The 25,615-nt window shown below is 39.9% G+C and carries 19 protein-coding genes; 10 read left to right on the top strand and 9 right to left on the bottom strand.

Annotation, left to right across the window (positions count from 1 at the left end; translation table 11 throughout):
* Window positions 1–3 precede the first annotated feature (3 nt).
* Entirely contained in the window at window positions 4–405 is a 402-nt protein-coding gene (locus tag L1267_RS11860; protein ID WP_138558187.1) for a hypothetical protein, read from the bottom strand.
* Between the two features lie 185 nt (window positions 406–590).
* Here L1267_RS11860 and L1267_RS11855 point away from each other — a divergent pair, with 185 nt between their 5' ends.
* A complete protein-coding gene (locus L1267_RS11855; protein ID WP_235382950.1) occupies window positions 591–1,622 on the top strand; it encodes an NADP-dependent oxidoreductase in 1,032 nt (343 codons plus the stop codon).
* A gap of 47 nt (window positions 1,623–1,669) precedes the next feature.
* Entirely contained in the window at window positions 1,670–2,287 is a 618-nt protein-coding gene (locus L1267_RS11850; protein ID WP_235382949.1) for a glutathione S-transferase family protein, read from the top strand.
* Between the two features lie 74 nt (window positions 2,288–2,361).
* Here the strand turns inward: L1267_RS11850 and L1267_RS11845 are convergent, their stop codons facing one another.
* From L1267_RS11845 to L1267_RS11835, 3 genes are all read right to left on the bottom strand, one after another.
* Window positions 2,362–3,270 (bottom strand): diguanylate cyclase, encoded by a 909-nt coding sequence (locus L1267_RS11845; RefSeq protein ID WP_235382948.1) that lies wholly within the window; start codon window positions 3,268–3,270, stop codon window positions 2,362–2,364.
* 99 nt (window positions 3,271–3,369) lie between these two features.
* Window positions 3,370–4,038 carry a response regulator gene (locus tag L1267_RS11840; protein WP_062564727.1) on the bottom strand — a complete coding sequence of 223 codons (669 nt, stop codon included), beginning with the start codon at window positions 4,036–4,038 and terminating at the stop codon, window positions 3,370–3,372.
* Window positions 4,031–5,335, bottom strand: coding sequence for a DUF4118 domain-containing protein (locus L1267_RS11835; protein ID WP_235382947.1), 1,305 nt, complete (start codon window positions 5,333–5,335; stop codon window positions 4,031–4,033). The genes L1267_RS11840 and L1267_RS11835 overlap by 8 nt, the downstream gene beginning before the upstream one ends.
* Window positions 5,336–5,512: 177 nt before the next feature.
* Here L1267_RS11835 and L1267_RS11830 point away from each other — a divergent pair, with 177 nt between their 5' ends.
* The gene (locus tag L1267_RS11830) at window positions 5,513–6,172 is read left to right on the top strand and encodes a potassium channel family protein (protein ID WP_054553462.1); all 660 of its coding nucleotides are present in this window, start codon (window positions 5,513–5,515) and stop codon (window positions 6,170–6,172) included.
* Window positions 6,169–7,536: a TrkH family potassium uptake protein gene (locus L1267_RS11825; protein ID WP_235382946.1), complete on the top strand. Its 1,368-nt coding sequence runs from the start codon at window positions 6,169–6,171 to the stop codon at window positions 7,534–7,536. Before L1267_RS11830 ends, L1267_RS11825 begins: the two co-directional genes overlap by 4 nt.
* A gap of 56 nt (window positions 7,537–7,592) precedes the next feature.
* Here the strand turns inward: L1267_RS11825 and L1267_RS11820 are convergent, their stop codons facing one another.
* The 3 genes from L1267_RS11820 to L1267_RS11810 form a co-directional block, all read right to left on the bottom strand.
* On the bottom strand, window positions 7,593–8,438 hold the full coding sequence (locus tag L1267_RS11820; RefSeq protein WP_138558190.1) for a DUF3037 domain-containing protein: 846 nt from the start codon (window positions 8,436–8,438) through the stop codon (window positions 7,593–7,595).
* Window positions 8,435–9,145: a HipA family kinase gene (locus tag L1267_RS11815; RefSeq protein WP_062564731.1), complete on the bottom strand. Its 711-nt coding sequence runs from the start codon at window positions 9,143–9,145 to the stop codon at window positions 8,435–8,437. Before L1267_RS11815 ends, L1267_RS11820 begins: the two co-directional genes overlap by 4 nt.
* Before the next feature lie 119 nt (window positions 9,146–9,264).
* Window positions 9,265–11,199, bottom strand: coding sequence for a RecQ family ATP-dependent DNA helicase (locus L1267_RS11810; RefSeq protein WP_235382945.1), 1,935 nt, complete (start codon window positions 11,197–11,199; stop codon window positions 9,265–9,267).
* 259 nt (window positions 11,200–11,458) lie between these two features.
* Here L1267_RS11810 and L1267_RS11805 point away from each other — a divergent pair, with 259 nt between their 5' ends.
* The 3 genes from L1267_RS11805 (at window position 11,459) to L1267_RS11795 (ending at window position 15,678) form a co-directional block, all read left to right on the top strand.
* Window positions 11,459–12,763 carry an NAD(P)/FAD-dependent oxidoreductase gene (locus L1267_RS11805; protein WP_135926749.1) on the top strand — a complete coding sequence of 435 codons (1,305 nt, stop codon included), beginning with the start codon at window positions 11,459–11,461 and terminating at the stop codon, window positions 12,761–12,763.
* A gap of 124 nt (window positions 12,764–12,887) precedes the next feature.
* The gene (locus L1267_RS11800; protein ID WP_235382944.1) at window positions 12,888–15,017 is read left to right on the top strand and encodes a hypothetical protein; all 2,130 of its coding nucleotides are present in this window, start codon (window positions 12,888–12,890) and stop codon (window positions 15,015–15,017) included.
* Window positions 15,018–15,105: 88 nt separating this feature from the next.
* Window positions 15,106–15,678: a manganese efflux pump MntP gene (locus tag L1267_RS11795; protein ID WP_235382943.1), complete on the top strand. Its 573-nt coding sequence runs from the start codon at window positions 15,106–15,108 to the stop codon at window positions 15,676–15,678.
* Here L1267_RS11795 and L1267_RS11790 read toward each other — a convergent pair.
* Window positions 15,675–18,146, bottom strand: coding sequence for an EAL domain-containing protein (locus L1267_RS11790; RefSeq protein ID WP_235382942.1), 2,472 nt, complete (start codon window positions 18,144–18,146; stop codon window positions 15,675–15,677). The genes L1267_RS11795 and L1267_RS11790 overlap by 4 nt on opposite strands.
* A 118-nt stretch (window positions 18,147–18,264) precedes the next feature.
* Between L1267_RS11790 and L1267_RS11785 the strand changes: the two genes are divergently transcribed.
* The 3 genes from L1267_RS11785 to L1267_RS11775 all read left to right on the top strand — a co-directional run bounded on the left by L1267_RS11785 (window position 18,265) and on the right by L1267_RS11775 (window position 24,406).
* A complete protein-coding gene (locus tag L1267_RS11785) occupies window positions 18,265–19,212 on the top strand; it encodes a diguanylate cyclase (protein WP_235382941.1) in 948 nt (315 codons plus the stop codon).
* A gap of 42 nt (window positions 19,213–19,254) precedes the next feature.
* Window positions 19,255–22,773: an ATP-binding protein gene (locus L1267_RS11780; protein WP_235382940.1), complete on the top strand. Its 3,519-nt coding sequence runs from the start codon at window positions 19,255–19,257 to the stop codon at window positions 22,771–22,773.
* 127 nt (window positions 22,774–22,900) lie between these two features.
* A complete protein-coding gene (locus L1267_RS11775; protein WP_235382939.1) occupies window positions 22,901–24,406 on the top strand; it encodes a phospholipase effector Tle1 domain-containing protein in 1,506 nt (501 codons plus the stop codon).
* Here L1267_RS11775 and L1267_RS11770 read toward each other — a convergent pair.
* On the bottom strand, window positions 24,403–25,155 hold the full coding sequence (locus L1267_RS11770) for a substrate-binding periplasmic protein (RefSeq protein ID WP_135926743.1): 753 nt from the start codon (window positions 25,153–25,155) through the stop codon (window positions 24,403–24,405). The genes L1267_RS11775 and L1267_RS11770 overlap by 4 nt on opposite strands.
* Window positions 25,156–25,615: the final 460 nt, after the last annotated feature.

Raw genomic sequence — 25,615 nt, 5'->3', positions numbered from 1 at the left:
CTTTTAATTATCTAAGCTGGTATACACTGCTAATATGGGATATTCGTTTTCACCAAAAGATAAGGTCAAAGAGCGCCTTTCACCATCATCTAACTTAATGCCTTCGTCAAAGCTTTGCGGATGTACACGACGCCCATCAGCAAACAGCGCCATAATGTGGTCAGCCTGTAAAATACGCGAGCCTGATGCTTTGTTTTCAATCGTCACAACAGCTAAACGACGACCACTTTCACTGCTCATTAATACACTATGGACAATGCTAAATTGACTTTGCTTTGGGTAATGTTTGTCATCATTTTCAAATGCAAAATTACCGCTTTGCAGCATCACTGGATCAACCGATAACACGTCGTTATTTGCATAAGCATTAACAGTCACCAAGCCCACTAACAAAATACGCTTCATTACTATCCTTTTAAGTTAGCTTAATTTTAAAACAGCATACACCGTTCCCATATTTAGCGCAAAAACTCATCCTAAAAAAGGTGGTGCGTTATCAAGTGATTACAATTTTAGTGTTGATTTTTAATGTTATGCCCGCAAAACGTTAAAGGCGTATCTTAATTTACTGCTGGCAAAAGGAGCCTAGTATGTCTGATATTCAAAATCGTCAATATATTCTTGAATCTCGCCCAAGTGGCGTAGCGAATGAAAACAATGTTGTCTTAAAAACTAACTCAGTATCAGCGCCAAAAGATGGCGAGGTATTACTCAGGACCATTTATCTATCACTTGACCCCTATATGCGAGGACGAATGAGCGATGCTGAATCATACGCTGATCCTGTAAAGATTGGTGATGTGATGGTAGGCGCAACCGTATGCCAAGTTGAGCAATCAAACCACCCTGACTACCAAGAAGGTGAATGGGTATTGGCCTATACAGGCTGGCAAGAATACGCAATAAGCGACACTGAAGGCTTAATGAAACTGGGGAAAAACCCTGAAAATCCTTCGAATGCACTTGGTATTATGGGTATGCCTGGTTTTACCGCCTACATGGGGCTTTTAGATATTGGTGAGCCAAAGCAGGGCGAAACAGTCGTGGTTGCTGCAGCTACAGGGCCTGTTGGTGCAACTGTAGGGCAAATAGCCAAATTAAAAGGCTGTAAGGTCGTTGGCGTAGCTGGCGGTAAAGAAAAATGCCAACATGCCGTTGAAAACCTAGGCTTTGATGCTTGTATTGATCACAAAGCAAATGATTTTGCAGAGCAGTTAACCGCAGCGTGTAATAATGGTATTGATGTTTATTACGAAAATGTCGGTGGCCATGTATTTGATGCCGTGTTACCCCTGTTGAATACAAAAGCACGTATTCCGTTATGTGGTTTAGTATCACAGTACAACGCTACCGAGCTGCCGCCAGGTCCAGATCGCTTATCTATGCTTATGGGTCACATTTTAAAGAAACGCATTAAAGTGCAAGGGTTTATTATTTTTGATGACTACGCCCATCGTTATGAGGAATTCGCAAAAGACATGCAAACATGGTTAAGCGAAGGAAAAATCAAATATAAAGAGCATCTTGAAGCTAATTTCGAAAATACGCTGAACGCCTTTAATGCGATGTTAAATGGTGAGAACTTCGGTAAAACTGTCGTGCAAGTTCAGCAGCCAATTTAAATTTCAAGGCGTGGTCAGCTTGGCTACGCCATTTTTAAGGATAACGAATGATTAAATTACACCATTTAAATAAATCACGCTCTAAACGTATTATTTGGTTACTGGAAGAGCTTGGTGTCGATTACGAAATTGTTGCTTATCAACGCAATAAAGAAACCTTCTTAGCACCTGATGAACTAAAACAAATTCATCCGCTGGGTAAATCGCCCGTTATTGAAGATAACGGTAAAGTAATTACCGAGTCTGGCGCAATTACTGACTACTTAATTAGTAAGTACGGCAAAGGCAAGTTTATGCCAAGCCAGCAAAGCGACAGCTATGTTGACTATCAGCAATGGCTGCATTTTGCTGAAAGCTCTGCCATGGTACCTCTTTTACTAAAACTCTTTATTACTAAAGATGGCTGTCAAACCAACTTTATTGCCGACTATGCCGATAATGAAATTGCTAAAATACTGAGCTATGTTAACCAGCAATTACAAGGTAAGCAGTACTTAGTCGATGACACATTGACCGGTGCTGATTTCATGATGTCTTTTGTTGTAGAGCAAGTTGCTCAGGCGGGTAAGCTGTCGTACTTCCCTGAAATCGAACGCTACTTTGAGCAGCTAAAAACTCACGAAAGCTATCACACAGCCAATGAGCTAGAAGCAAAATACGACTGATCTAATATGCAGTGACAATTTATAAACTGTCACTGTTTTCCTTCTTCAAGAAAATAAAGCTGCAAAGCTACCAATCAGGTTACACACACTTGGTTGCGTCCCGATTCTTTTGCCTGATACATAGCTATATCCGCAGCCTCTATTGCTGTTTCAATATCATCGTCAGCGCGAATAGAAGAGACCCCAAAAGAGCCGGTAATTTTTATCGATTTATCTTTACCTATATCTATTTCAAGTTCTTCAACACCGACCCTCAAGCGCTCAGCAAATGATTGAGCACCTTTTAGGTCTGTTTGTGGTAAGCATACTAAAAACTCTTCGCCGCCATAGCGATACAGATGATCATATTTTCTTAGGTGAGAGTTAATACACTTAACAAGAGCAACCAATACTTTATCTCCTGCGGAATGACCATATTGATCATTAACACGTTTAAAATGATCGAGATCGATCATAATCAACGCACAGCTAAGTGACTTTCTTTTCGCAAGCTCATGCTCCTCTCGCAGATTGCTAAGTAAATGAGTGCGGTTGTTTGCACCTGTTAGAGGATCACGATTATGCAAAAGTTTAGAGAAGTCTTCATTCACTGCCTCAAATAAATAGCGGACTCTATCTAAATCTTCATGAAATTGATCCAAAAGATTGACCGGGATTTGTGAATTAGCTTCATTCAAAGATAAAAGTACTTTAGCCCCGTGGTGCATTTTTTGATGTGCTATTTCAATTTCAGCAAAATACGGGTGTAAATTTTTAGAACTAGAGGGGAGTTTATTAAACCAAAGGCCAAATTCGCATAATGCATGAGCATTATCGTCAAGATCTTCTTCACATGCTGGTACATTGGCAATAAGGCTACGCAGTAAGCGTTTGTACCAACATTGATGCCATTCAATTGCTTGCTCAATTGCAGCAATGAGTTCTTCAAGTTGTTTATTTGAAAGTGAAAATATCCGTTTGCCACCTTGATCAGCAGTAGCCAATTATCAAGCACCTTTTCATTATTTTCGTAAACTAAAACAATAGTTTAAAAAGTCTATAAGCTCAACAGCAAATTAAAAAAGTCGTGACTATTATTAAACTCAATCAACTAATCGATAACCCACAGCGGGCTCAGTTAAGATATGTTTAGGGCTTGCCGCATTTTGCTCAAGCTTTTGCCTTAACTGACCAATATGTACACGCACGTATTCAGGACGATTAATATACTGCTCTCCCCACACCTCAGATAAAATAGCGTTATGCGTTAATACCTTGTCTTTTTGCTGAAATAACAACAGCAAAATAGCGTACTCTTTTTTCGTTAGTTTGACTTCTTCAGCACCTTTACGCACCACATGTTTATGCGGGTCGATGTGAATATCGCCACATTGTAGGGTCAGGCTTGGTGTTGTTTGCATACGCAGTAGCACCCGAATACGTGCTAGTAATTCGTTTGCGCTGAATGGTTTGGTCAGATAATCGTTAGCGCCGTTATCAAGGGCGGTGACTTTTTCTGTTTCGCCGTCGCGCGCAGAAAGTACCAAAACAGGGAGCAGGCTCCACTGCCTAAACTCCACCAGCCAATCTTGCCCATCCATATCGAGCAAACCTAAATCAAGCAGCACTAAATCAAACTGCTGCTGGCTTAAAAGTGCAAACGCATCAAGCCCTTTCGCGCACACACTGACTTCATGGTTACTTGCTTTGAGCAGTGTTTTTAAAAAACTTTGCAGAGGCGGTGAGTCCTCTAAAACCAAAATATTAGCCACGGCTGTTACTCCAAATTAATATAGCTGTTGCCTGCTTTGTCTGCTCATTGAGGGTTAATTCAAAGCGCCCCTGATGACATTTAGCAACCACATCGCAAATAACACTCCCAAGGCCAACGCCTTCATCTTGACTCGTCTCGTGCTTATTAGCAAAAGGGTTAGTTAACACAATTTGGTATTCGTCTTGTGTTTCAATAAATTGCATGTTCGCCGAACCATCTCCGTAACGAGCTGCGTTTTCGAGCATATTGGCAAAGGCAATTTCAAGTAAGGTTTCATCGCCAAAACAGATGCTTTGATGCTGAGCTTCGATGTGCAGTTTAAAGTTATGTAGTTGTTGCTGACGGCGTGATTTAGCTTCGCTAATTAAGGTCAAAATGGGTAGTTTTTGCCATTTAATATTCTCAGCTAACTTATTCACTTTACTGAGCTCCATGACTTTATCAAAGTGCTGGTTAAGAATTTTACTTTGCTCATAAATATTAGCAGCTTGCTCTTTGATAACCTCAGAGCTTAGTTGAATATCATCATCAGCCAACATGCTTGATGCGCCCATAATGGTCGCTAATGGTGTTCGTAAGTCATGGGATAAACTGCGCAACAAGGTGTTTTTTGACCTCTCTAGCTCCGCCTGTACTTTTATCGCCGCTGATTGCTCGCGTAGTAAGGTTTTTTCTTGAACCTGATACAGTAAAGAGCACGCTGTATTCGCCAAAGCAAGTTGCTCGGCATTAAGCGCTTTAGCAAACGCGATGCCGCCAAATTCAGCTTGTTGCTCATTTAAATAAATAAACTGCTTAGACGCTGTTAACTGCCAATCACATGCAACCTTTAAATGTGCGGCCATGGTTGTTAAAAACAGCTGCTTTTGTTCCTCAAGGCTATCGAGATCATTAAGTTTTTTAGCTAATTCATACAATAAGCGACTATTACTTGCATGGGCTTGCACATCGCGAACCTTAGTATTGAGCTCACCGGCTAGGTGGCTTATGACTAAACCCACAATCAGCATCACCAAAAAGGTGACCACATATTCAATATTTTCGATATGAAAAGTAAAGTAAGGCACCACATAAAACCAGTCCGTGCAGGCAACACTCACCAAGGTAGTAAGCGCAGCAACACGACGATTACTGCGCACCGCAACCCAGGTCACCCACAGCAGCTGTAACATAACAATATCGGTGGTTGTAAACAGTTCTCGAAACGGGAATATCACGAGCACCACCACAAGTGGCATCAACACACTTAAAAATGCGGCTTTTAAATACTGTATTTTGAATACTGACTGCATCATCTTTTCACTTATCGTTTGTCCCTATTAGATTAAAGGGTTTTCAGTTTTGTCACTATAAAGTTTTTATAAAGTTTTTTTATCTCAGCATAAAATCTTTATAAAGCTTTCAACCTCTCTAAAGACTTCTGTTTTTTTGCTATTAGCATTTAGCGCGTACCCACAATAGCGAGAAAGACAATGGCTCAGTTTGCAGTAATCGGATTAGGACGTTTTGGCGTAACCGCCTGTTTAGAACTTTCAAAACAAGGTCATACAGTGTGTGCTGCCGATATTAGCGAAAGCACCGTTAATCACTATGCCGACCAACTCAGTTTTACTGTGGTGGTTGATGCCAGTGATGAAACACAATTAGCACGGCTCGATTTACCCAGTTGCCAAGCCGTATTGGTGGCCATTGGCGAGAATATTGAAGCCAGTATTTTATGTGTATTGCATTTAAAAAACTTAGGCGTAAAGCAAATTTGGGTAAAGGCCTGTACCAAAAGCCATCATCAGATACTAAGTAAACTCGGCGTTGATCGCATTATTCACCCTGAAGAAGAAATGGGCGTGAGGGTTGCACAAGCGCTTAACTACCCAATGGTTAATCAATATTTCCCGCTTAACCAATCCACGTTTATTGTTGAACTAGGCATTGATCTGCAACTTTCAGGTCGCAAAATTGGCTGGCTACTCAAAGAGCGTAATAGCGATATTAAACCGCTCACACTACGACGTGATGATTATTTCAATACAGAGCTGACTAACGACACCGAACTGCGCCACGGCGATAGTCTGGTGCTACTTGGCTCTAAAACCTACTTAACTAAATTAGCAAAACGGTTTCGTGCATTATGATTAACTGGCAAGCCAATGTTTACCCTAAACAATTTAGCGGTGTAAAGTGTCGTAAGCGGCAAAAAATAAACCCACCTTTAGTGCTCACTATCGGCTTTATTGTGTTAATTATGCTCGGCACAGGCTTACTCATGTTGCCAATGGCAAGCACCCAACCGATCAGCTGGCTCGATGCATTATTTACGGCAACCTCTGCGGTTACAGTAACAGGGCTGGTGGTCATCGACACCGGTACTGATCTGACTGTATTTGGTCAAAGCGTAGTAATGCTGCTGATTCAAATAGGTGGTATTGGCTTTATGACAGTGGCGGTGATTTCAATATTAAGTTTAGGAAAAACTCTAGGCTTACAGCAACGTTTACTAGCCAGTCGCGCTTTCGACACTAACGATTTAACCTCGGTGATCAAGGTTGCTAAGTATGTTTTAGTGTATTCATTAGTGATTGAGTCGGTGGCATTTTGCTTACTCTTTATTAGTTGGTTCGATGACTACGGCGCACTAAAAAGCACCTATCACAGTCTGTTTTATACGATTTCGGCGTTCAATAATGCGGGTTTTGCGTTAAGTGGCGATAGCTTATCGGCATTCAAAGGCGATATAACCGTAAACCTGGTGATCACCACTTTGTTTATCATCGGTGGCTTAGGGTTTACGGTGCTGATTGATATCTACAAACAAAAGCGCTGGTCATTACTATCAACCAATACCCGTCTGGTGTTAATTGCTACCTTAGTGCTCAACTGCATCTCATTTATATTGATTTTTTTCTTTGAACACGCCAATCCCGCAACATTAGCGCCGCTATCAACGTCTGAGCAAATATTAACGGCTTGGTTTCAAGCGGTGACACCCCGTACAGCAGGATTTAATACCCTACCGATTGATGGTTTGAGTCAAGACTCAACGCTTTTGACTATGCTGCTGATGGTGATTGGCGGTGGTTCAGTCAGCACCGCGAGCGGCATAAAACTAGGCACCTTTGTGATCCTAATTTTAGCGATGCGCAGCTATTTAAAACAGCAAACCACGGTTACCGTGTTTAACCGTCAGCTGAGCGACAAGTTAGTGATCAAGGCATTAAGCGTCATGATACTGTACTTATTTATCGCTTTTACCAGCATTATGATCATCACCAAGCTTGAACAAGGGTCGTTACTTGATATTACCTTTGAGGCAATTTCGGCACTCAGTACCGTAGGTCTTTCGCGAGGTATTACTGGGAATTTAAGTGCGCCTAGTCAGCTCATCATCATATTGCTGATGTTGATAGGTCGAGTTGGGCCACTAACATTTGCTTATTGTTTTGCTCGCCAGCACAGCCAACCTTTGACTTACCCTACTACCAGTATTCAAATTGGCTAAAAATCTGTAAAAAAGGCAACCAAGAAAAGGTTGCCTTTGGACTTTATTTGGAATTTCTAAGTAGAAATTAACTTAAATTCTTCATCTTCAAAACTAGTAGCAAAACTGTAGATACTTTTCCTATCTTCAAAGAGAGTGAATTTTGTATTAAGCATTTCCATTTCATTAGTAACTTCATCGTATGCTTTTAAAAACTCTGTTTTTTGGCTTTTGGGCTTCTCAAGCGTAAATAGCATGTTTTGTGCTTCAATAGCTCCAGCCTGAATTAATCGCCTAACGCGATTTATCCATTGTTCACCGTGTTCTATTAATGCTAATGGTTTTGTTTGATTAAAAGACAATGGCTTTATTGCTTTAGTAATTTGACTTCCTTTTGTTACAAAAGGAATATCAATTTGAACACCCAAGCCAGCAGGCAATTTCTGCTGAGTATAATGCACGCCCCTGATATTATCTTTTAAATCTTGTCTTAGAGCCTTAACCATTTGCTGTTCGCGGTACTCTTTAGTCACAAAGTTTCTGGCTATATACTTGTTATATAGCTGTTCAAGTGCGATTTGAGGAGCTTCATGCAGTACAGCTCTTGTCTCACTAAAACTAACAATCCCTTCCCTGAACCGAGTAACTTCTTCAAGCAACTTAACTTGTTGTTCGCCATAAAACCTAGAGCCTAAGCTTTTCACTCTTGTTAATTCTTTTTCAAAAGTAACTAAAGCACTTTTATAAAGCTCACCGTTTAAATCGTCAAAAAATTCTGTAACTCGACCAAAGCTTTTAGGTGCTAATTTGTAGTCAACAAAACCTGTTTTTGGAGAGAATAATAATATTCCAACATTGGCAAATTCTTGTGTTTCACTGAAAGGCATAAAACGTATGATTGAGTATTTGCATAAATTTTTCATCTTATATCCTCCCAAAATTTTGCCAATTTAAATTGTTTTAATACTACGATTATTTCACTCTCAATGCTATCTAAATCATAATATTCAAGCCATTCTTCAGGTAAAGAGTTTATGACAGCATCAATATTTTTTAATGAAGCCTCCATCTTATCTTCGTACTCAACCCGGCTCCAAAGTGGTAACTGCGGATCATTCCAAGCTGACCTGCCTAAGTGTAATTCTTTATGCTTCTCTAAAGAAAAATTAGGTTCAAAAGACAAATTATGATCGAGTACATAAACTTCTTTTTTTAAGGGCTCATAGAACAGATTTGGATTACCTCCAAGGCTTGTTAGATTCCTATCATCATTTTTTATCCAATAATCAAAAATATAGAGATCTCTTAAAAGTTCATTTGATAAAAATTCCAACTCAGCAAATGTAACATCTTGAATATTAGGTATAAATCTAGAACCAAAACACATACCAGGACCAAGATCATCATATCCATATTCAACAAGTGCATCATCAACATATATGAGATCATAATCAGGGTTAGGTAAACCAAAACTTCTACATAAATGCGCAGCAATCCACTCTTTAACCAACCCTTTAGCTGTAGCACGAGCACCTTTTACAATGTATTGCTCATCATTTTCAGTCCTACACAAAAATGGTGTCGTCTGGCCTTGTTTAAATTGTCTGACAATTTCCGTAACAGCTAACATTTATATCCTTAAAAACTCAAAGCCTTATATAGAAAGTATAATTTTATTTCGCGAATAAACTTTATACACGTTTTTGTATATTTCAAACTATAAATATTTATTAAACATTAATCTATCCGCTACAACTGCTGTAGCAAGCTTTTAATGTCACTGTAGCGTTGCTGTTCGCAAAGGCCAAAACCTGATAGTTGCCTGACTTTATTACGAGTAAATAAAGGCACGCTCATGCCCGCTAAAAAGCGGCACTGTGTATCGATGCTCACATCACTAATCCCTTTTGCGGCTAAGTGCTGTTTAAGCTCAGCAACTTTACTGGCAATCACATTTTGCTCAGGCATTTGATGCACTAATGAATAGCTAAGCTTTACTTGCTGGCCTCTACACACTGAACAATGGCCACATTGCTGGGGTGCATTCTGATCATCAAAATAGCGAGCTAAGTTATAACTTAAGCAGCTATCAAGTTCAAAAAAGCGCACTAAAGTGGCGATACGTTTAATTTCAGCCTGTTCTTTTTCGATAAAGTATTGGTGAAGTTGCTGTGCTAAATCAGCGTGGTTTATTACCGAGTTATTCACCTCATACACTTGCGTGATACGTTTAGTTTCAAGGGCTATGTGACCTTTTTCGGCCAAATAATCGAGCGCAGCAACCACCCGTTTTCTATCGACTTGCGTGGCATGTGTTAAGGCGTCAAAGTTGAGTGTGCCCCAAATTTTCTTAAACTCAGTATGTTTGAATACCTGCTGTAGAAATGCTTGGCGCTGCTCATCAAATTGCTGAAGAAGTGTGTCTTTGTCTGTTAAAAACTTATATTTAAAATCGGCGTAATAGGCATATAAAGGCGTAATAGCCCCTTGCATTTCTAACTGCACCAGTAAGGTTTTTAACGCTAAAGCACGAATATTACTTTCGCTCGATAAGCTGTACTCTTGCATTTCCCACTGGTTATTAGTTTGCTCATTACGAATGTTATTGATGACATAGTCAATCCCATTTTGCTCGGGAGTGTCGGCATAAACGAAGTTTTCAACGGTATTTAAGCCATCTAAATTTGCCAGAGTAAAACAGTTTGATGGCGCATCATCTCGGCCTGCGCGGCCTATCTCTTGACTATAATTTTCAATCGATTTTGGCAAATCATAGTGGATCACAAAACGAATATCAGATTTATCAACGCCCATACCAAAAGCAATGGTTGCCACGACAATGTTGATTTTACCCGCCATAAAATCGTCTTGAATTTGCCAGCGTTTATCATCCTCAAGGCCTGCATGATAAGCCACCGCATTAAAGCCCGCTCTTGCCAAGCCTTCGGCTACTTGCTCGGCGGTATGTTGTAAGGTGACATAAACAATCCCAGCCCCTTGTTGGCTGGCTATAATACTTGCTAATTGCTGAGGCTTTTCTTGGCTTGCAACACTGAGCACTGACAAATCGAGATTGCTGCGGTAAAAGCCAGTTTGCACCACACATTCTGGGGCAATAGCAAAACGCTCACACATATCGCGCTTTACTTTTTTAGTGGCAGTGGCGGTAAGTAGCAATACCAAGGGTATATTAAGCTCGTCACGATAGCGCGGTAGCTTTAAGTAGTCAGGCCTAAAGTTATGACCCCATTCAGATATACAGTGTGCTTCATCAACCACCAGCATTGAAATAGGCACTTGTTTAATAAATTCACGAAAGCGCTCATTCTTAAAGCGCTCAACTGAGACCATTAAAATTTTCACCTTTCCTGCTCGCACATCACTCATTACCGTATGACTTTGCTCACTGGTTTGGCTTGAATCAAGGCTTGCCGCGTAAATACCTTTGCTATTTAAAAAGCTGATTTGATCTTTCATCAGCGCCAATAATGGCGATACCACTAAGGTCAAGTTGGGTAAGTGCAATGCACTTAATTGATAACACAAAGATTTACCTGAGCCAGTTGGAAAAATTGCCAACGACGATTGCTGATTTAATAACTGCTCAATGGTTTGTTGCTGACCTTGGCGAAATTCATTAAAGCCAAAGTATTGATTCAACGAAGTGTGTAGTGGTGTAGTCATCCTGATCCCTCACTGTCATTCCCTTTTTCAGGTAATGATAGGTCTCTTACTGCGAATTAGCCATACTAACGTGTTTGGCTCAATCTCCCAAGGTCATTCATATAACTAAGTTAACTACATTGTTCTTAATGGGTACTGACAAAACCACCAAAAAGGCGCACAATGGGTGGGTTGCCATGGGGTATTGATGGATGGATTTGCAATACCTAAGCGCTTTTTCGCAAGATTGTTTAGGTATTATACTTTTGAGGGCAACGTAATGATTAACCAACCTCCTAAAATCGTGATAGTCGGTGGTGGCGCTGGTGGCTTAGAACTGGCAACACAATTAGGACACAAACTCGGGAAAAAACGCCAAGCAGAGATACTTTTAATCGATAAAAACCGCAGCCATATTTGGAAGCCGTTACTTCATGAAGTAGCGACGGGGTCGATTGATGCCGATTTAGACGGCGTTGTATACTCAGCTCATGCAGCAAAACATCATTATAATTTTCAACTCGGCAGCTTTTGCCACTTAGATCAAACCAACAAAACCATTACTTTAAGCGAGTTAAAAGACGAGCTCGGCCACCGTATTTTACCTGAGCGCCAAGTGAGTTATGACTACCTAGTACTTGCTATAGGCAGTGTCAGTAACGACTTTAATACCCCAGGCGTTAACAAGCATTGTTTCTACCTTGATTCAAACCAACAAGCTGAACGCTTTCAGCATGCCCTACTCGATAACTTCACCCGTTTACATCAAGATGATGATCCACAGCATTCTTTAACCATTGCTATAGTCGGCGGTGGTGCAACCGGGGTTGAGCTGTCGGCAGAGCTTTATCATGTGTCAGACATGCTAAAAATGTATGGCCTTAATAAAATGACTGCTAAACGCTTACACATTGATTTAATTGAAGCGGGGCCGCGAATTTTACCCGCTTTACCCGAGCGCATTGCAAATTCGGCTAAACGTGAGCTGGTTAAGTTAGGAGTAACAGTACGCGAAGGCACGCAAGTAAAAGAAGCCACAGAAAACAGCTTTATCACCAAAAACGATGAACATATTAAAGCCGATATCATGGTTTGGGCTGCAGGCGTAAAAGCCCCTGATTTCATTAAAGACATTGGTATTTTTGAACTCACCCGCAATAATCAAATTAAGGTGAATCAATACCTGCAAAGTAGTGTTAACGACGATATTTTTGTTATTGGTGATTGCTGTGCATTTACTCAAGAAGATGGCACGCAAGTGCCCCCCAGAGCGCAATCGGCTCATCAAATGGCACAATGTGTTGAAAAAAACCTAATAGCCACACTCAAAAATCAGCCACTCAGTGCCTTTACCTACAGTGATCATGGCTCTTTAGTTAATTTGTCACGCTACAGCACGGTAGGTAGTTTAATGGGTAACTTAACCAGTAATAGCTTTTTTATTGAAGGGAAAATAGCGCGATTTATGTATATTTCGCTCTATCGTATGCATCAACGAGCCATTCATGGCAGCGCAAAAACCTTTGCATTGTGGATCAGCGAAAAAGTACTGCGCGTTGTTAGGCCAAAAATGAAACTGCATTAGGCTACAAGCAAAACATAGTCGACAAATCAGTTGTTTGTCGGCTATTTATGCTCTTCGTCCCTAAGTCATTGACATCACAATATAAAGCCATACAATTTCTGCAAGTTAAGTCCATGGATTGAATATGAAAAAAGGTATTTCACTCACAGTATTTATAGGCCTTTGTGCAGTAGGAACCTACCTGTACTTTGATAAACAGACCCAAAGCGAGACAGTTACTGCTAAATTGCCCATACACACTAATAATGTTGCTAGCCAGAGCTCTGTAACTGAAGATGTAAATAAACAAAACACCAGCAAAGCATCAGCTCTAAAAAAGTTACGACTTGCAAAGCTTGAGTGTGAGCAACAAAGTATAAAAGCCACGCAAGCGGCCACTGATCATAGCCAAATTGATGCTGCTCTTAAGCAAGCACTCAAAGACGGTTTACCCCTCTCAGAAATTTTAAGTTATTCAGAACTAACCAAAATATCTTATCGCTCATTTGAGTCCTTACTGATAAACGCAATTAAAAGTAATGCCGAAGAGCAGTTTCAGTATGCAGACTCAATAAGTATATTAAAAAACTGGCAAGGACTTGAGGTTGTTGATTATTTTGATGCCGACACTGTTAAAAAATTAACATCTAATGCTGAGTCTCTGAACATTAATACCCGTTCAATCATGTTCGACGTACCACTCCCAGAGCAAGTAAATAAAACAGCGCTATACAAATTATTAGATAACACTGATAACTTTAATACGTATTTAAAATCACCGTTTCAGCTAGGTCCATCGGCACTTATTTCGCCGTCAATCTTATTTATTCTAAATGCGCATAGTTTAACTGAGACAGAATTTGAAAATGCCATATCGACAAAAGACTTTACGATAAATGACATAGCCATTGCCATAAAAAGCAACTTACCCAATACGTATATAGCAGCATTAATAGCGCAAACGGCACAGTTAAGCGGTGTACCAACAGCCATGAGTGATAATTTTATTCATGAGCAGCTCTATTTAAATCTGGCTGATGTTGCAGTCAGTGAGTTCAACGTGCCGATATTAGAGCTTTTGAATGAGCGCGGTATTGAGCCAACCAATCTGCCCGATGTATTCACGGCGATGGATATCGCTCTTGTTAACTTAAAAGGTAGCTCAAACAGTCAAGTACAACCTATTGAAAACAAACACCGAGAGACATTAAAGTACCTTAAGGATAAAGGCTACAAAGCCCATGGCGAGCATGTGAGAGGCACATCAGAAGATCGCTTGTTGATGTTTAAGTCATCATTTTTACCAAACAGCTTATTGTTCGTAGGTGAGCAATTTGCCGCAAAAGCATTTGATGAATTAAGCGATATTCCCCTGATTGCAAACAAAGCAGCCTTCAAGCATCAAAGCAAAGATGATTCAGCTATTTCAGACGCGCTGCGTGCCTACGAAAAGCAAAAGCAACAATTTAAAGCCGCTGATGAAACGTGCCAACAGGTAGAACAAGATTTAAGTAATTTAGAAGCGATTAAAACCCGCTCACAAGCAATGGATGAATTAACACAACTCGAAGCGCGCCAAGGCCCATTGACCGCTGACATGTTGCAAGAGATTGACCCCATGCTTGTTCATTACTGGCATCTCATGCATTTTCGTGATTTAAGGCAACAAACCCCTTATCAACCAGATGCCTTTAAAGAAGCAATTAACAATAACGACTTTAATGCCCTCGCAACTATTACGCAGGGTGCCAAACTCAGCACGCACCAAACGAATTTACTGCTTGCAAAAACCTTAGAAAATATCGAACAAATGAACGCTATTTGGCAAAGCAGAGCTAATCCAACTCCACCTCCACCAAGCGCCCTTTACTTACTGAAGAATCTTCCACTATCAGATTGGCAATCATTAGCCGAAAATGGTTTTGATTTTTCGTTAACAGATACATTTAACATGGATATGTATTTTTATGCGACTGATCACTCGAATAAAGCAATTGAGTTTTTAATCAAATTGGGAGTACCCCACGACTTTTCAAAACCAGGACTAGATATTCTCGATCAAGCACTTGAGCAAAGTTATAACACGCAAACTCTTGTTGACTATATGCCAAATGCACTCAAGCTCGTTAACCATTTCGAGCAAAATCATTTTAGCCGGGTACAACGACTCAAAGAACTCGCTCCAAGCGTCTATGAAGCGCTTATTAAACTTGAGCCAAAACTCACACCTGCTGAAGGTACACTCATGAATAACTATCAATATAGCGCTTTATAAGTTCAATACAGAGCCCTAAAAACAAAAATTAACCTATCTGTTTAAAGTTCTAGTGCGTATAATACGCACTTTTTGTGGGGCGCAAAAATTGAACATTGTTACTCTGAGTGTATTATCACTTGCTATGTCTACCGATGCATTTGCCGCATCAATCACTAAAGGCAGTACACTAAAAAGCCCGCGCGTTTTAAGTGCGATTAAATTGGGTTTGATCTTCGGCTGTATTGAGGCCATTGCCCCTGTTATTGGCTGGCTAATTGGCAGTGCAGGTGCTGAATATGTTGAAGCCTATGATCACTGGATTGCTTTTGTGCTATTGGTAGGCCTAGGTGTTCATATGTTGCTTGAAAGCCGTAAAGAAGATGACGATGAAGACGATACATTAACAGCAACAAATAAACGCTCGTTAATGGCCACCTTACTTACTGCTGTTGGTACTAGTATTGATGCTATGACAGTGGGTATCAGCCTCGCATTCATGAAAGTAAACATTTACTTAGCAGCCGCCATGATTGGCCTTGCAACAACGGTAATGGTCACTATTGGTTCATTACTTGGCAATGTCATCAGTGGCTGGGTTGGTAAAAAAGCTGAAGCGATTGGTGGTATAGCTCTAGTGTTAATTGGCTGCGGTATCTTGTACAGTCATACTATGGCTTAATCTAACAACTCATCAAACGCTTCTTTGGGCATTGGTTTATAAAAATAATACCCTTGCCCAAGCTCGCAGCCTAATTCTAATAAACTCTCTAAATGTGCTTTTTCTTCGATTCCTTCCGCTACAATCTGTAAATTTAGAGTATGCGCTAAGCTTGTAATGGTTCTAACAATATCCATACTTTGCGTATCAGTGAGCATATCGCGAATAAATGACTGATCAATTTTTAACACATCCACCGGAAACAGTTTTAAATATGACAAACTTGAATAACCTGTACCAAAGTCATCAATAGCAATCGCTAACCCCAACGAAGCTAGGTTATTCAACATACTTTTGATTTCTTCGAAATCATGCATCAGTGCGCTTTCTGTTACCTCTAACTCTAGCAACTCACTTGGAAGCCCTATCTCTTGGAGTGTTTGAGCAACAGTATTGCAAAAGTTTTTGTCAGTAAATTGTTTCGCGGCAATATTTACCGCTACTTTTATTTTATAGCCTTTATCAGCCCAATCTTTGGCTGCAGCACAACTTTGTTTTAAAACCGATAACCCTAATGCATGAATTAAGCCCGTTTCTTCGGCAAGCGGAATAAAATCCAGTGGCGAGACAAGGTTATTATTCTCATCCCGTAAACGTACTAAAGCCTCTACGCCTACAATTTCCTCACTGGCAAGAGCCAGCTTGGGTTGGTAATAAACGTCTATCTCTTCGTGTTCAATTGCATTTCTTAATAGCTTTTCAATGCTTTGACGCTGCTTAAATTGATGTTCTAAGTCGTCAGAGTAATAACAAAACCGGTTTCGCCCTTGTTCTTTTGCTCTGTACATAGCAGCGTCTGCATGAGTCATAAGCTCTTCTGCGGTAGATGAGTCGTTTGGATTCATACTCACACCAACACTCACAGACAAGTTATAATCTTGACCATCAATGCGAAAAGGCATTGCCATCGTATTTATAATTTCTAGAGCAATACTATCTACGTTACTTGTCGATTTTACATCGGGGATCAGCACCACAAACTCATCGCCACCAATACGTGCGAGTGTAGTATTTAAATCAAGCAATGACTCTAGCCGATTGGCAACATGCTTTATAATCAAATCGCCTTTATGATGCCCTAATGTGTCATTTAAATATTTAAAGTGGTCGATGTCTATCAACATCAAAGCCACACTTTTTTTCATGCTTGAGGCGACTTTACACGCATGAACCACCCTATCATGTAGCAAAACTCGGTTAGGCAAATCTGTCAATAAATCATGATTTGCCAAGTGGGTCATTTTTACTGCCATTGCTACCGACTCACTAACATCATGAAAAACGATGATGCCACCAATAATGTTGTTTTCAATATCACGAATAGGAGCAGCAGAATCTTCAACGCGATGAACACGGCCATCAAAACCAACCAATTGGCTATTAAGGGCCATTGCAACAATACGATGCTCTTTTAAAGCAACTAAAATAGGATTCACTAAGCGTGTATTTGATGATGCATCAACCAGGTTCATAACTTCTTCAATATGCCTGCCTTTTGCGTCATCGGCATGCCATCCCGTCAAACGCTCTGCAATGGGGTTCATAAAGTTAATTATTGCGTTGTTGTCCGTGGCAATCACTGCATCACCAATTGAATTGAGCATAACTCGTAGACGTTCTGATTCATTCGATAGCTGTTTTTTTGTATTGGTAATAGAGGTGATGTCCGAAAGAGTAAGAATGACACCAGTAACCTCTTGCTCTATTACTCTCAAATTTATTTGCGCTCTAACATATTCAATCCTATTACGAGGATTGGGCAACTGTATATTTAAAACTTCTTGCTCTATGCCTTCAGTTAAACAACGATGAAAAGCCTCATACAGCTTTTCAGGTAATACATCTTTAGCGAAACAACCAAGCATTTGCTCACTGCTTTTTGCAAACCAATGGGCGGTTTCATCATTACTAAATAAATTTTCCTCTGTTTTTGACCAGTAAGATATATACACAGGAACTTGCTCAACCAATGTTGAAATATCATTTTTTGCTGCAAGAATTTGTCTTTCTTGATGTTTGATTTTTAATTGATTTTGTACTCTTAAACGACAAATAGTTAAATCGACAGGTTTAATGATTAAATCGATACCACCGCTTGCAAAACTCTGGTATTCAAATTTTTGTCCATTGTGTGAAGTTACAAATATGACACTAATTGATTGGGTGATAGGGTTGTTTTTAAGCTGTCTACAAACCTCAAAGCCATCCATATCTGGCATTTCAATATCAAGTAAAATAACATCTGGTTGAAATAATACCGCTTTTTTAAGCGCCTCAGCGCCATTATCGACACATTCAATCTCACCAAGGTCGTTTAAAGCCTCTAACATAATCATTAAGCTTGTTGGCTCGTCATCAACAACCATAATTTTACTGGGTTTGTTCTCTTGATGAGTAAAAAGCACTTCCGTCGCCTCTTTTAAAATCATTAAGAAAACTCTAGTCCTTTATTATTGCCATCGCCAATTAAAATTATTTTTTAGCACCTTTAACTATAGGAATTTAAAAAATGCGGCTACGCTTTATACAACAACTAGAGGAATCATTTTGCAACCTTTGGCAGCCAACGATTTAAAACTTGATGAGTCTGTTATTTTAATAGTTGATGACGAACCAATTAATACAACAGTGATTGAAAGTTTACTTGCTCCGCATTTTAAAACTCTCACCGCCGATTGCGGCGAGAGTGTTTTGCCCATGTGCGAGTCTCACTCTCCTGATTTAATCCTCTTAGATGTTAATCTAGGCAACACAAATGGTTTAGATGTATGTAAGCAGTTAAAAGCACACTCTCAGTACAGTCATATCCCGGTTATTTTTATTACCTCAATCATGGATCTTGAAGCTCAGGATAAATGCTGGAAAGTGGGCGGCGTTGATTTTGTCTCTAAGCCCGTATACGGCAATATCTTATTGAATAAAGTTAATGTTCACTTAACCATCAAAAAGCAAGCTGACCTACTAAAAACAATGTGCGAACAAGACAGCCTCACAGGGTTAAATAACCGACGCTACTTAAAAAGTACACTTGAGCAAAATATTCGTTTAGCAAAACGTTATGATAATCCTCTTTCGGTGTTAATGATCGATATCGATTGGTTTAAAGAATACAACGACACTTTCGGCCACCAACAAGGTGATGAGTGTTTAAAGTTAGTCGCTCAAGAAATTAAAAGAAGTGTTAACCGCTCAACCGACACCACTGTGCGTTTTGGTGGTGAAGAGTTCTTATGTGTATTACCAGATACTGATATCCAAGGGGCTCAGTATATAGCTCATAAACTATTAGCTAATGTCAAAGCGTTAAATATCACCCACCCAAACCCAGAAGCGACAACGGTGTCTATAAGTATTGGCAGCGCTACCTTGCAGGGGCACGAAAACTTAGATTCTGAACAATTGATAAAATGTGCTGACAAAGCACTGTATCAAGCCAAACATCGAGGCAGAAACTGCAGCGTTTGCCTACTTGCTGAAATATCAATCATTGCCTAATCTCAATGTAATCGAAAATAACACCTTCCAACTAAGATTAAGATGATGTCATACAACTTTGTGCGTAAAACTTCTCATCAATATTCAGAAAGTCGTCATCAATTTTATTGGGCTTTTTTATTTATTATGACGGTGTTGTGTTTAGCTATTTTTGTATTTGAACAACAATTAGAAAAAGAGCTAACTACTTCGATTAAATCACGTCTTGAGGATTCAAGTAGTACAGTGACCCTTCAAGTCCAAGAAAATATCAGTAAATACAAAAATGACTTACATTTCCTATACTCCACACCGCCTATTGCAGGACTCGCACGAGCAGCGGCAAATAATGGCAATGACCCCCTCGACAACACGACAACTGCACAATGGAGAAAACGACTTGAAACAATCTTTGTTGCTTTCATACAGGCAAACTCTGAGTTTGAGCAATTACGGGTTATCAGTACTCAAGATGCCGGCCAAGAATTGATTCGTGTTGATAGAGCAGCCGGTGGCATCGTCGTAAAAGCGATCAACCAACTACAGAATAAAAGTAGTCGTGATTACTATCAGCAAAGTGCGCAGCTTTCTTTGGGTGATATGTACCTATCTGCCATTACCTTAAACCGTGAATACGGTAAGCTTGAGTTTCCATACAAACCAATGTTGCGACTTGCTTTACCTATTTTTGATGAAAACATGCAACGTTTTGGTTTTATTATAGCCAATGTAAATACCCAAATTCTGTTTAACTCTCTGTCTGAGCTTGTTCAAACTCCTCACAGCTTAATTCTCACAGATAATGAAGGTTACTTTCTTATACATCCAGATCAACGTTTTAACTTTAGCCGAGATCTTGCACCTTCGAATCGCTGGGATACCACTTATCAAACTAATACTGAAAACCTCGGTGGCTTAGTGAGTATTAACGCTACCTATGATAATAATAAAAAGAGTGAAGTGCTCAGTCGCAGAATCCCACTTTCAGGTGATACTGAATCAGGCTTTATAACATCTCATATCTTACTCTCCCATGACGACATTGCAAAAATCCGCCTCGAGCGACGGATCAGTACGTATGTTTTCTTTCTTGGTGTTTCACTATTTTTGCTTTTTATGTTGGTGTTTTTTTATCGAAACCTCAAGCGCAATCAAGAGCTTGCTCAGGCAAGAGCCGTATCATCCGCTATAATTAGTGGCTCTAAAGATGCAATCATTAGCATAAACAACAAAGGGGTTGTTACCAGCTGGAATAAAGCAGCAACAAATTTATTTAGCTTTCAACGAGAGCAAGTACTCGGCACTGACATTAATACACTTAAACTTTTGCCAAATATCGATATACAAAAGGTATGTACCGAGTTAAGAGATAGTCGCAAGCGATATGAAATTGACATTGATTTTACACCTCAGTCACAGACTAGCTGTCACTTAACAGTCGCATTTTCTGCCATTATTAACGAGCATCAACAGCAATGCGGCACAGCAATTATTATTCGAGATAACACTCTCGAAAAAGAAGCTAGTAACAAAATAAAGCAAGCTAACAATGAGCTCGAAGTTAAAGTTGCAAAAAGAACCGCACAACTTGAAAAAGCCAGCCAAGTTAAAAGCGCCTTTATCTCTAATATCAGCCATGAAATGCGTACACCATTAAATGGTATTATTGGTACTCTGAATTTAATTAAACGCGAATCACTTAGTAATCAACAAAGGCATTACTTAGCAATGACTGAGGTAAGTGTGAATAACCTCAACGTGTTGATAAACGATATTCTCGATCTATCTAAAATTGAAGCAGGCAAGTTAGACCTTGATAAAAAAGCGTTTAATCCTATTAAGTTTTTTGAAAGCTTAGCTGGCAGCATGGCCGTTAAAGCACAAGAGAAAAACTTAGAATTTATATTAGACATCGCCGATGTAGAATTTAATTCTATCGTCACTGACCCTCATCGCTATTCACAAGTACTAACCAACCTTATTAATAACGCGATTAAGTTTACCAAAACTGGTTATGTTAAGTTTTCAGCATACACCCGTACCATTGATACAAACACCGCCGTATTAACATGTACTATTAAAGACTCTGGCTCAGGTATTCCTGACGAACATCAAAGCAAGTTATTTAATGGATTTACCCAAGCAGATAGCACCATTGCATCACAATATGGCGGTACGGGGCTTGGGCTTTCAATCTGTAAGCAACTTGCCAATTTACTCGATGGCGAGATAAGTTTTGAGTCAATCGAAGGACTAGGTAGTACATTTGAGTTTTCGATTCGCTTAAAAATTAATGACGTTCAAAAATCCCCTAGCAATCAGCGTTTAAGTGGCAAAACATTTGCACTTTTTGTTAAGCACCCAGAGCTCGAAAGTAGCATGGCCAAACTCATAAACGTGTATGGCGGAGAACTATCCAATATTGACATTGAAGACTTTGAACTCACTAAGAGTATGCCTTTCGAAACCCTTATTTTAGAACCCGGAAACCCACTATTAGCTAAGTTAGATAGTTATTGTGAAAATGAATGTTCAAGCTCATTACCATTTAAATTAGTTGTGCTAATAAATCCTACAGAACCCCCCCCTCAGGCAAGATTTTGCTCTTTCACACGACTATCTAAACCAGTGCTTATTTCTGAGTTTTTACTAAAACTCGCCGATGAACGAGTTGCACAAGATCTGAGTGTGCAAAACCAAAAACGTCGAGATAGCGATGCGCAAACACACATTGACGCCAGCGTCGAAGGTGCAAAAGTACTTATAGTCGATGATAACGAGATAAATGCAGCAGTTGCTAAAGGTACTTTGACAAGTCTTTCACTTCGCTTTGAAGTGGCTTCAAACGGTAGACAAGCTGTAGATATTTTGGCAAATACAGATGTAAATGATCCTTTTCACTGTGTGTTGATGGACTGCCAAATGCCCGTATTAAATGGCTATGATGCCGCCACAGAAATTAGGAATGGAGCTGCAGGAGAGCATCATATTAATATACCTATTATTGCTATGACGGCAAATGCAATGTTGGGTGAACGTAATAAATGTCTAAATGCAGGAATGAACGACTACATAACTAAACCCATTAGTGCTGATAAATTAATCATGACAACAGCAAAATGGATATCATCAGTGTTTCCTAAACAGCCAAACTCGAAGAACAAAGCTCCCGAAAATCAGGCGCAAGTTACCTCAGAACCAGAACATAGCGAGCTAATTACCGACGAAAAAATTCATTGGAACAAAGAAGCTGCCCTTGCCCGGTTGATGAATAACGAAGTGCTTCTTAATAAAGTGTGTAAGATGTTTTTAGACAGTTCTAATGAAAAAATAACGCAGTTAATCACAGTAATTAAAGAGCAAGATTATCACGGTATTGCCACAATAAGCCATGCCCTAAAAGGCACCTGTGGTGACGTTGGCGCCACTAAATTACATCAGCATTTTACAGAGTTAGAAGTACTCGCTGCTAGCAAAGGAAATACCCTTAAAGATATCCAACATAAGCTAATCGATATCGAGAAAGACTACGAGATATTACTCAGCATATTACAAAGGCACACCATAGCGAGAGTAAGTTAATAAATAACGATAAAAAAATACGGGCTTTGTCAGAACAAAGCCCGTATTTTTTATCGCGCTATGAATTTGTCTTCTAATTTTAATAAATGCTCTGTATGTTATGACAAACCACTAAAGGAATGACGCTATGAACGCTAAAACGCTGATTTTCAACTTTGATGGCACGGGCAGTGAGCCTCGTGATGCAGAACAATTTAGTGCCGCACACTTCAAAGAAGACGCCAGTATCTCAAATATTCTCAAACTTCATTTACTGTTTGGCGGTGCACTTAATAGTGAACCTGAGACCCCCTTCCCGAGCCAGCTTAGTTTTTATTACCAAGGTATAGGTACTCAAGGTAGTCGCTTTAAGCGTTTATTTAACCAGGCCTTAGCTCCTAGAGGTGATGACGTTGCCAGCATTTTAAACCGTGCAATGAATGACTTTAAAAGCTACTACGCTGTGGGTGATAAAGTTTTATTAACCGGTTTTAGCCGCGGTGCGGCTCTTGCGCGGCGCTTTGCAAAATGCCTTGAACCACTGATCAGTGATGACGTATACCTTTGTGTATTTGACACTGTGGCATCAATTGGTTTTTCAAAAGTAACTAAAGCAACTCGCGGTGCAGAGCATGTTATTTTTGAAAACTACACGCTAGCAAGCAATATAAAATCAGCCCTTCATTGCGTGGCTCTTGATGAAAAGCGCCGTGCTTTTGAGCCAACATTAATTAACAAAGCCCCCCATGTTGAAGAAATATGGTTTGCGGGAGCTCATTCAGACGTAGGTGGCGGTTATTATCGTGATGGATTAGCAGATATTTGCTTACGTTATGCCATTGAGTGGTTGATTGAACAAAGTGTCTCACTTAATCTACTGACAAGCGCAGAAATAAACTACAACAGTTTGCTCCCAGCTGAGCATCGCAATTTGATAGCGCAAGATGATGTGACAGTAACCCCAGATCCGCTTGCTCTGAGCCATCAGCAAAATTATTTTTGGTTCAATCCGTTATTCAAGCTTGTAGATCGCGAGTGTTGCGTGTTGGTTGATAACGAACAAAGCGAACACCCACCTACTATTCATTACACGGTTGCAGAACGTATCAATCGCTTAACAAGTTACCGTCCTGAATCACTAAAGAGCCTTAATTATGATGTACTTTACAGTGATGAAACTCGTTTAAGTTTTACAGGATTAAGCCCACATATTGCACTTGATAAACAAAATATGACGGTACTTAGCATAGATGAAAGTAAAGATGTATTTGTGTATGGCGCCGAAAAGTACAATCATACAGGCTTAATGTTAGAGCAAGGTGGTACCTATCGATTCACTCCCTACCCAGAACAAATTTGGTATGACGATGGTATCAGCTGTGGGCCCGGCGGTTGGCATCGCGACAATATTCAACTTGGAGTGAAAGAAATTCCAATGGCAGTGCTTGAACCATTTAGACGTTTGCCACACGCACAATGGTTTGCGCTGATTGGCGCAATAGACAACAACGATGAAAACTTGTTTGAGATTGCCGAAGGTGCCGATATTCGGATTGCAAAATCAGGCGAGTTTTGCCCTTTTGCCAACGACCTAAACCGCTTTTATGGTGCAAACGCGGGCCGCATAAAACTTCGTGTTACGCGATTAGGTTAATTTGTAACATAGCGAGCGATAATTTCTTTTATCGCTTGCTTATTCGACACAATTGCTTGGCTAATCGCAGCCCTTTCATTAGCATCCAAAGTTACTTTACTCAGCATCAAATACACATCGTTATTGTGTATTATATAGGGGTGAAGGGCGATACCACTGTGTTGATTATTTTGAATTAAATAAAGCCCTGCTAATTCGTCATCAATAAAAAAATCAACCCGCTTAGCGCTAAGCATAGCAACGCGCTGACGTAACGAAGGGACAGTGATCAGCTGCGATTTATATTTTTCCACAGTACTAAAGTGTGAAAATTCGGGGCCATAATAACTACCGCTGTTTGATAAGATAATTTGTTGTTGTTCAAGCAAGCCTTGCAGATCAAGCTTTTCTAAAAATGGTTTCGGATACCAAAATAACCGCATGACTTCTAGACGATAAGGCTCTGAAAAATAACTAAATGCATCTCGTTCTTTGCTATAACTCGCCGCAGGCAACAGATCAACATTGCCATGCTTTAGTTCAGCAAAGCCCCGTTTTGACGAAGGCATAATGACGTATTTAGCGCAAAACCCAGCTTCTTTAAGTACTAAGTTAACCACATCTATATCAATACCTGTGAGCTTTCCATTTTGCGTAAAAGTATACGGCGCCCACTGCTGACTAATTCCCACTTTTAAGGTTTTATCGCAGCTAAAAGCCGAGTTGCTTACTACAGCAACAACAAGTAAAAACAGCGCTTTTAACCCCATCAACCCACCTTAGCTTAACTACCTACAGACCGCTTTATTCAAGTATGGTTGATAATACCTGAAAGACCAGTGTATAAAATAAGAAAGGGAAAGTTACTAGTTTCAAGATTAGAGCATGTAGTAGCGATTTTATATCGCGTTAATCTTCGCGGCATAAAGCCTCTGCTACGTGGGTGTAGTGCAGAAGCTCTCCTGCTGTGTCTATGAATAGGAAGGGCTTCATCCGACAGGCTGCGATGAGCATGAAGCAAACATAAAACCACTTCTAGTAAATTGTTAGCTGTGCTTATCAAAGCCGAATCAAGGTTTCTATTTCTGGGGTTTATTTTGCTAATAATTAGGTGTTGTTTTTAATCGAAACAGTTGGCTACATTTTTTACGATTTTAAGTTAGCCTTAGGTAGTATAAAAAGATTATGTGAACGCAATGAATGGTCATTTCATTGCGCTCAGAGGGTGGC

The organism is Pseudoalteromonas sp. OFAV1 (assembly GCF_021532595.1).
Taxonomy (GTDB): domain Bacteria; phylum Pseudomonadota; class Gammaproteobacteria; order Enterobacterales; family Alteromonadaceae; genus Pseudoalteromonas; species Pseudoalteromonas lipolytica_C.
This window is presented reverse-complemented; position numbering and strand designations above follow the sequence as displayed.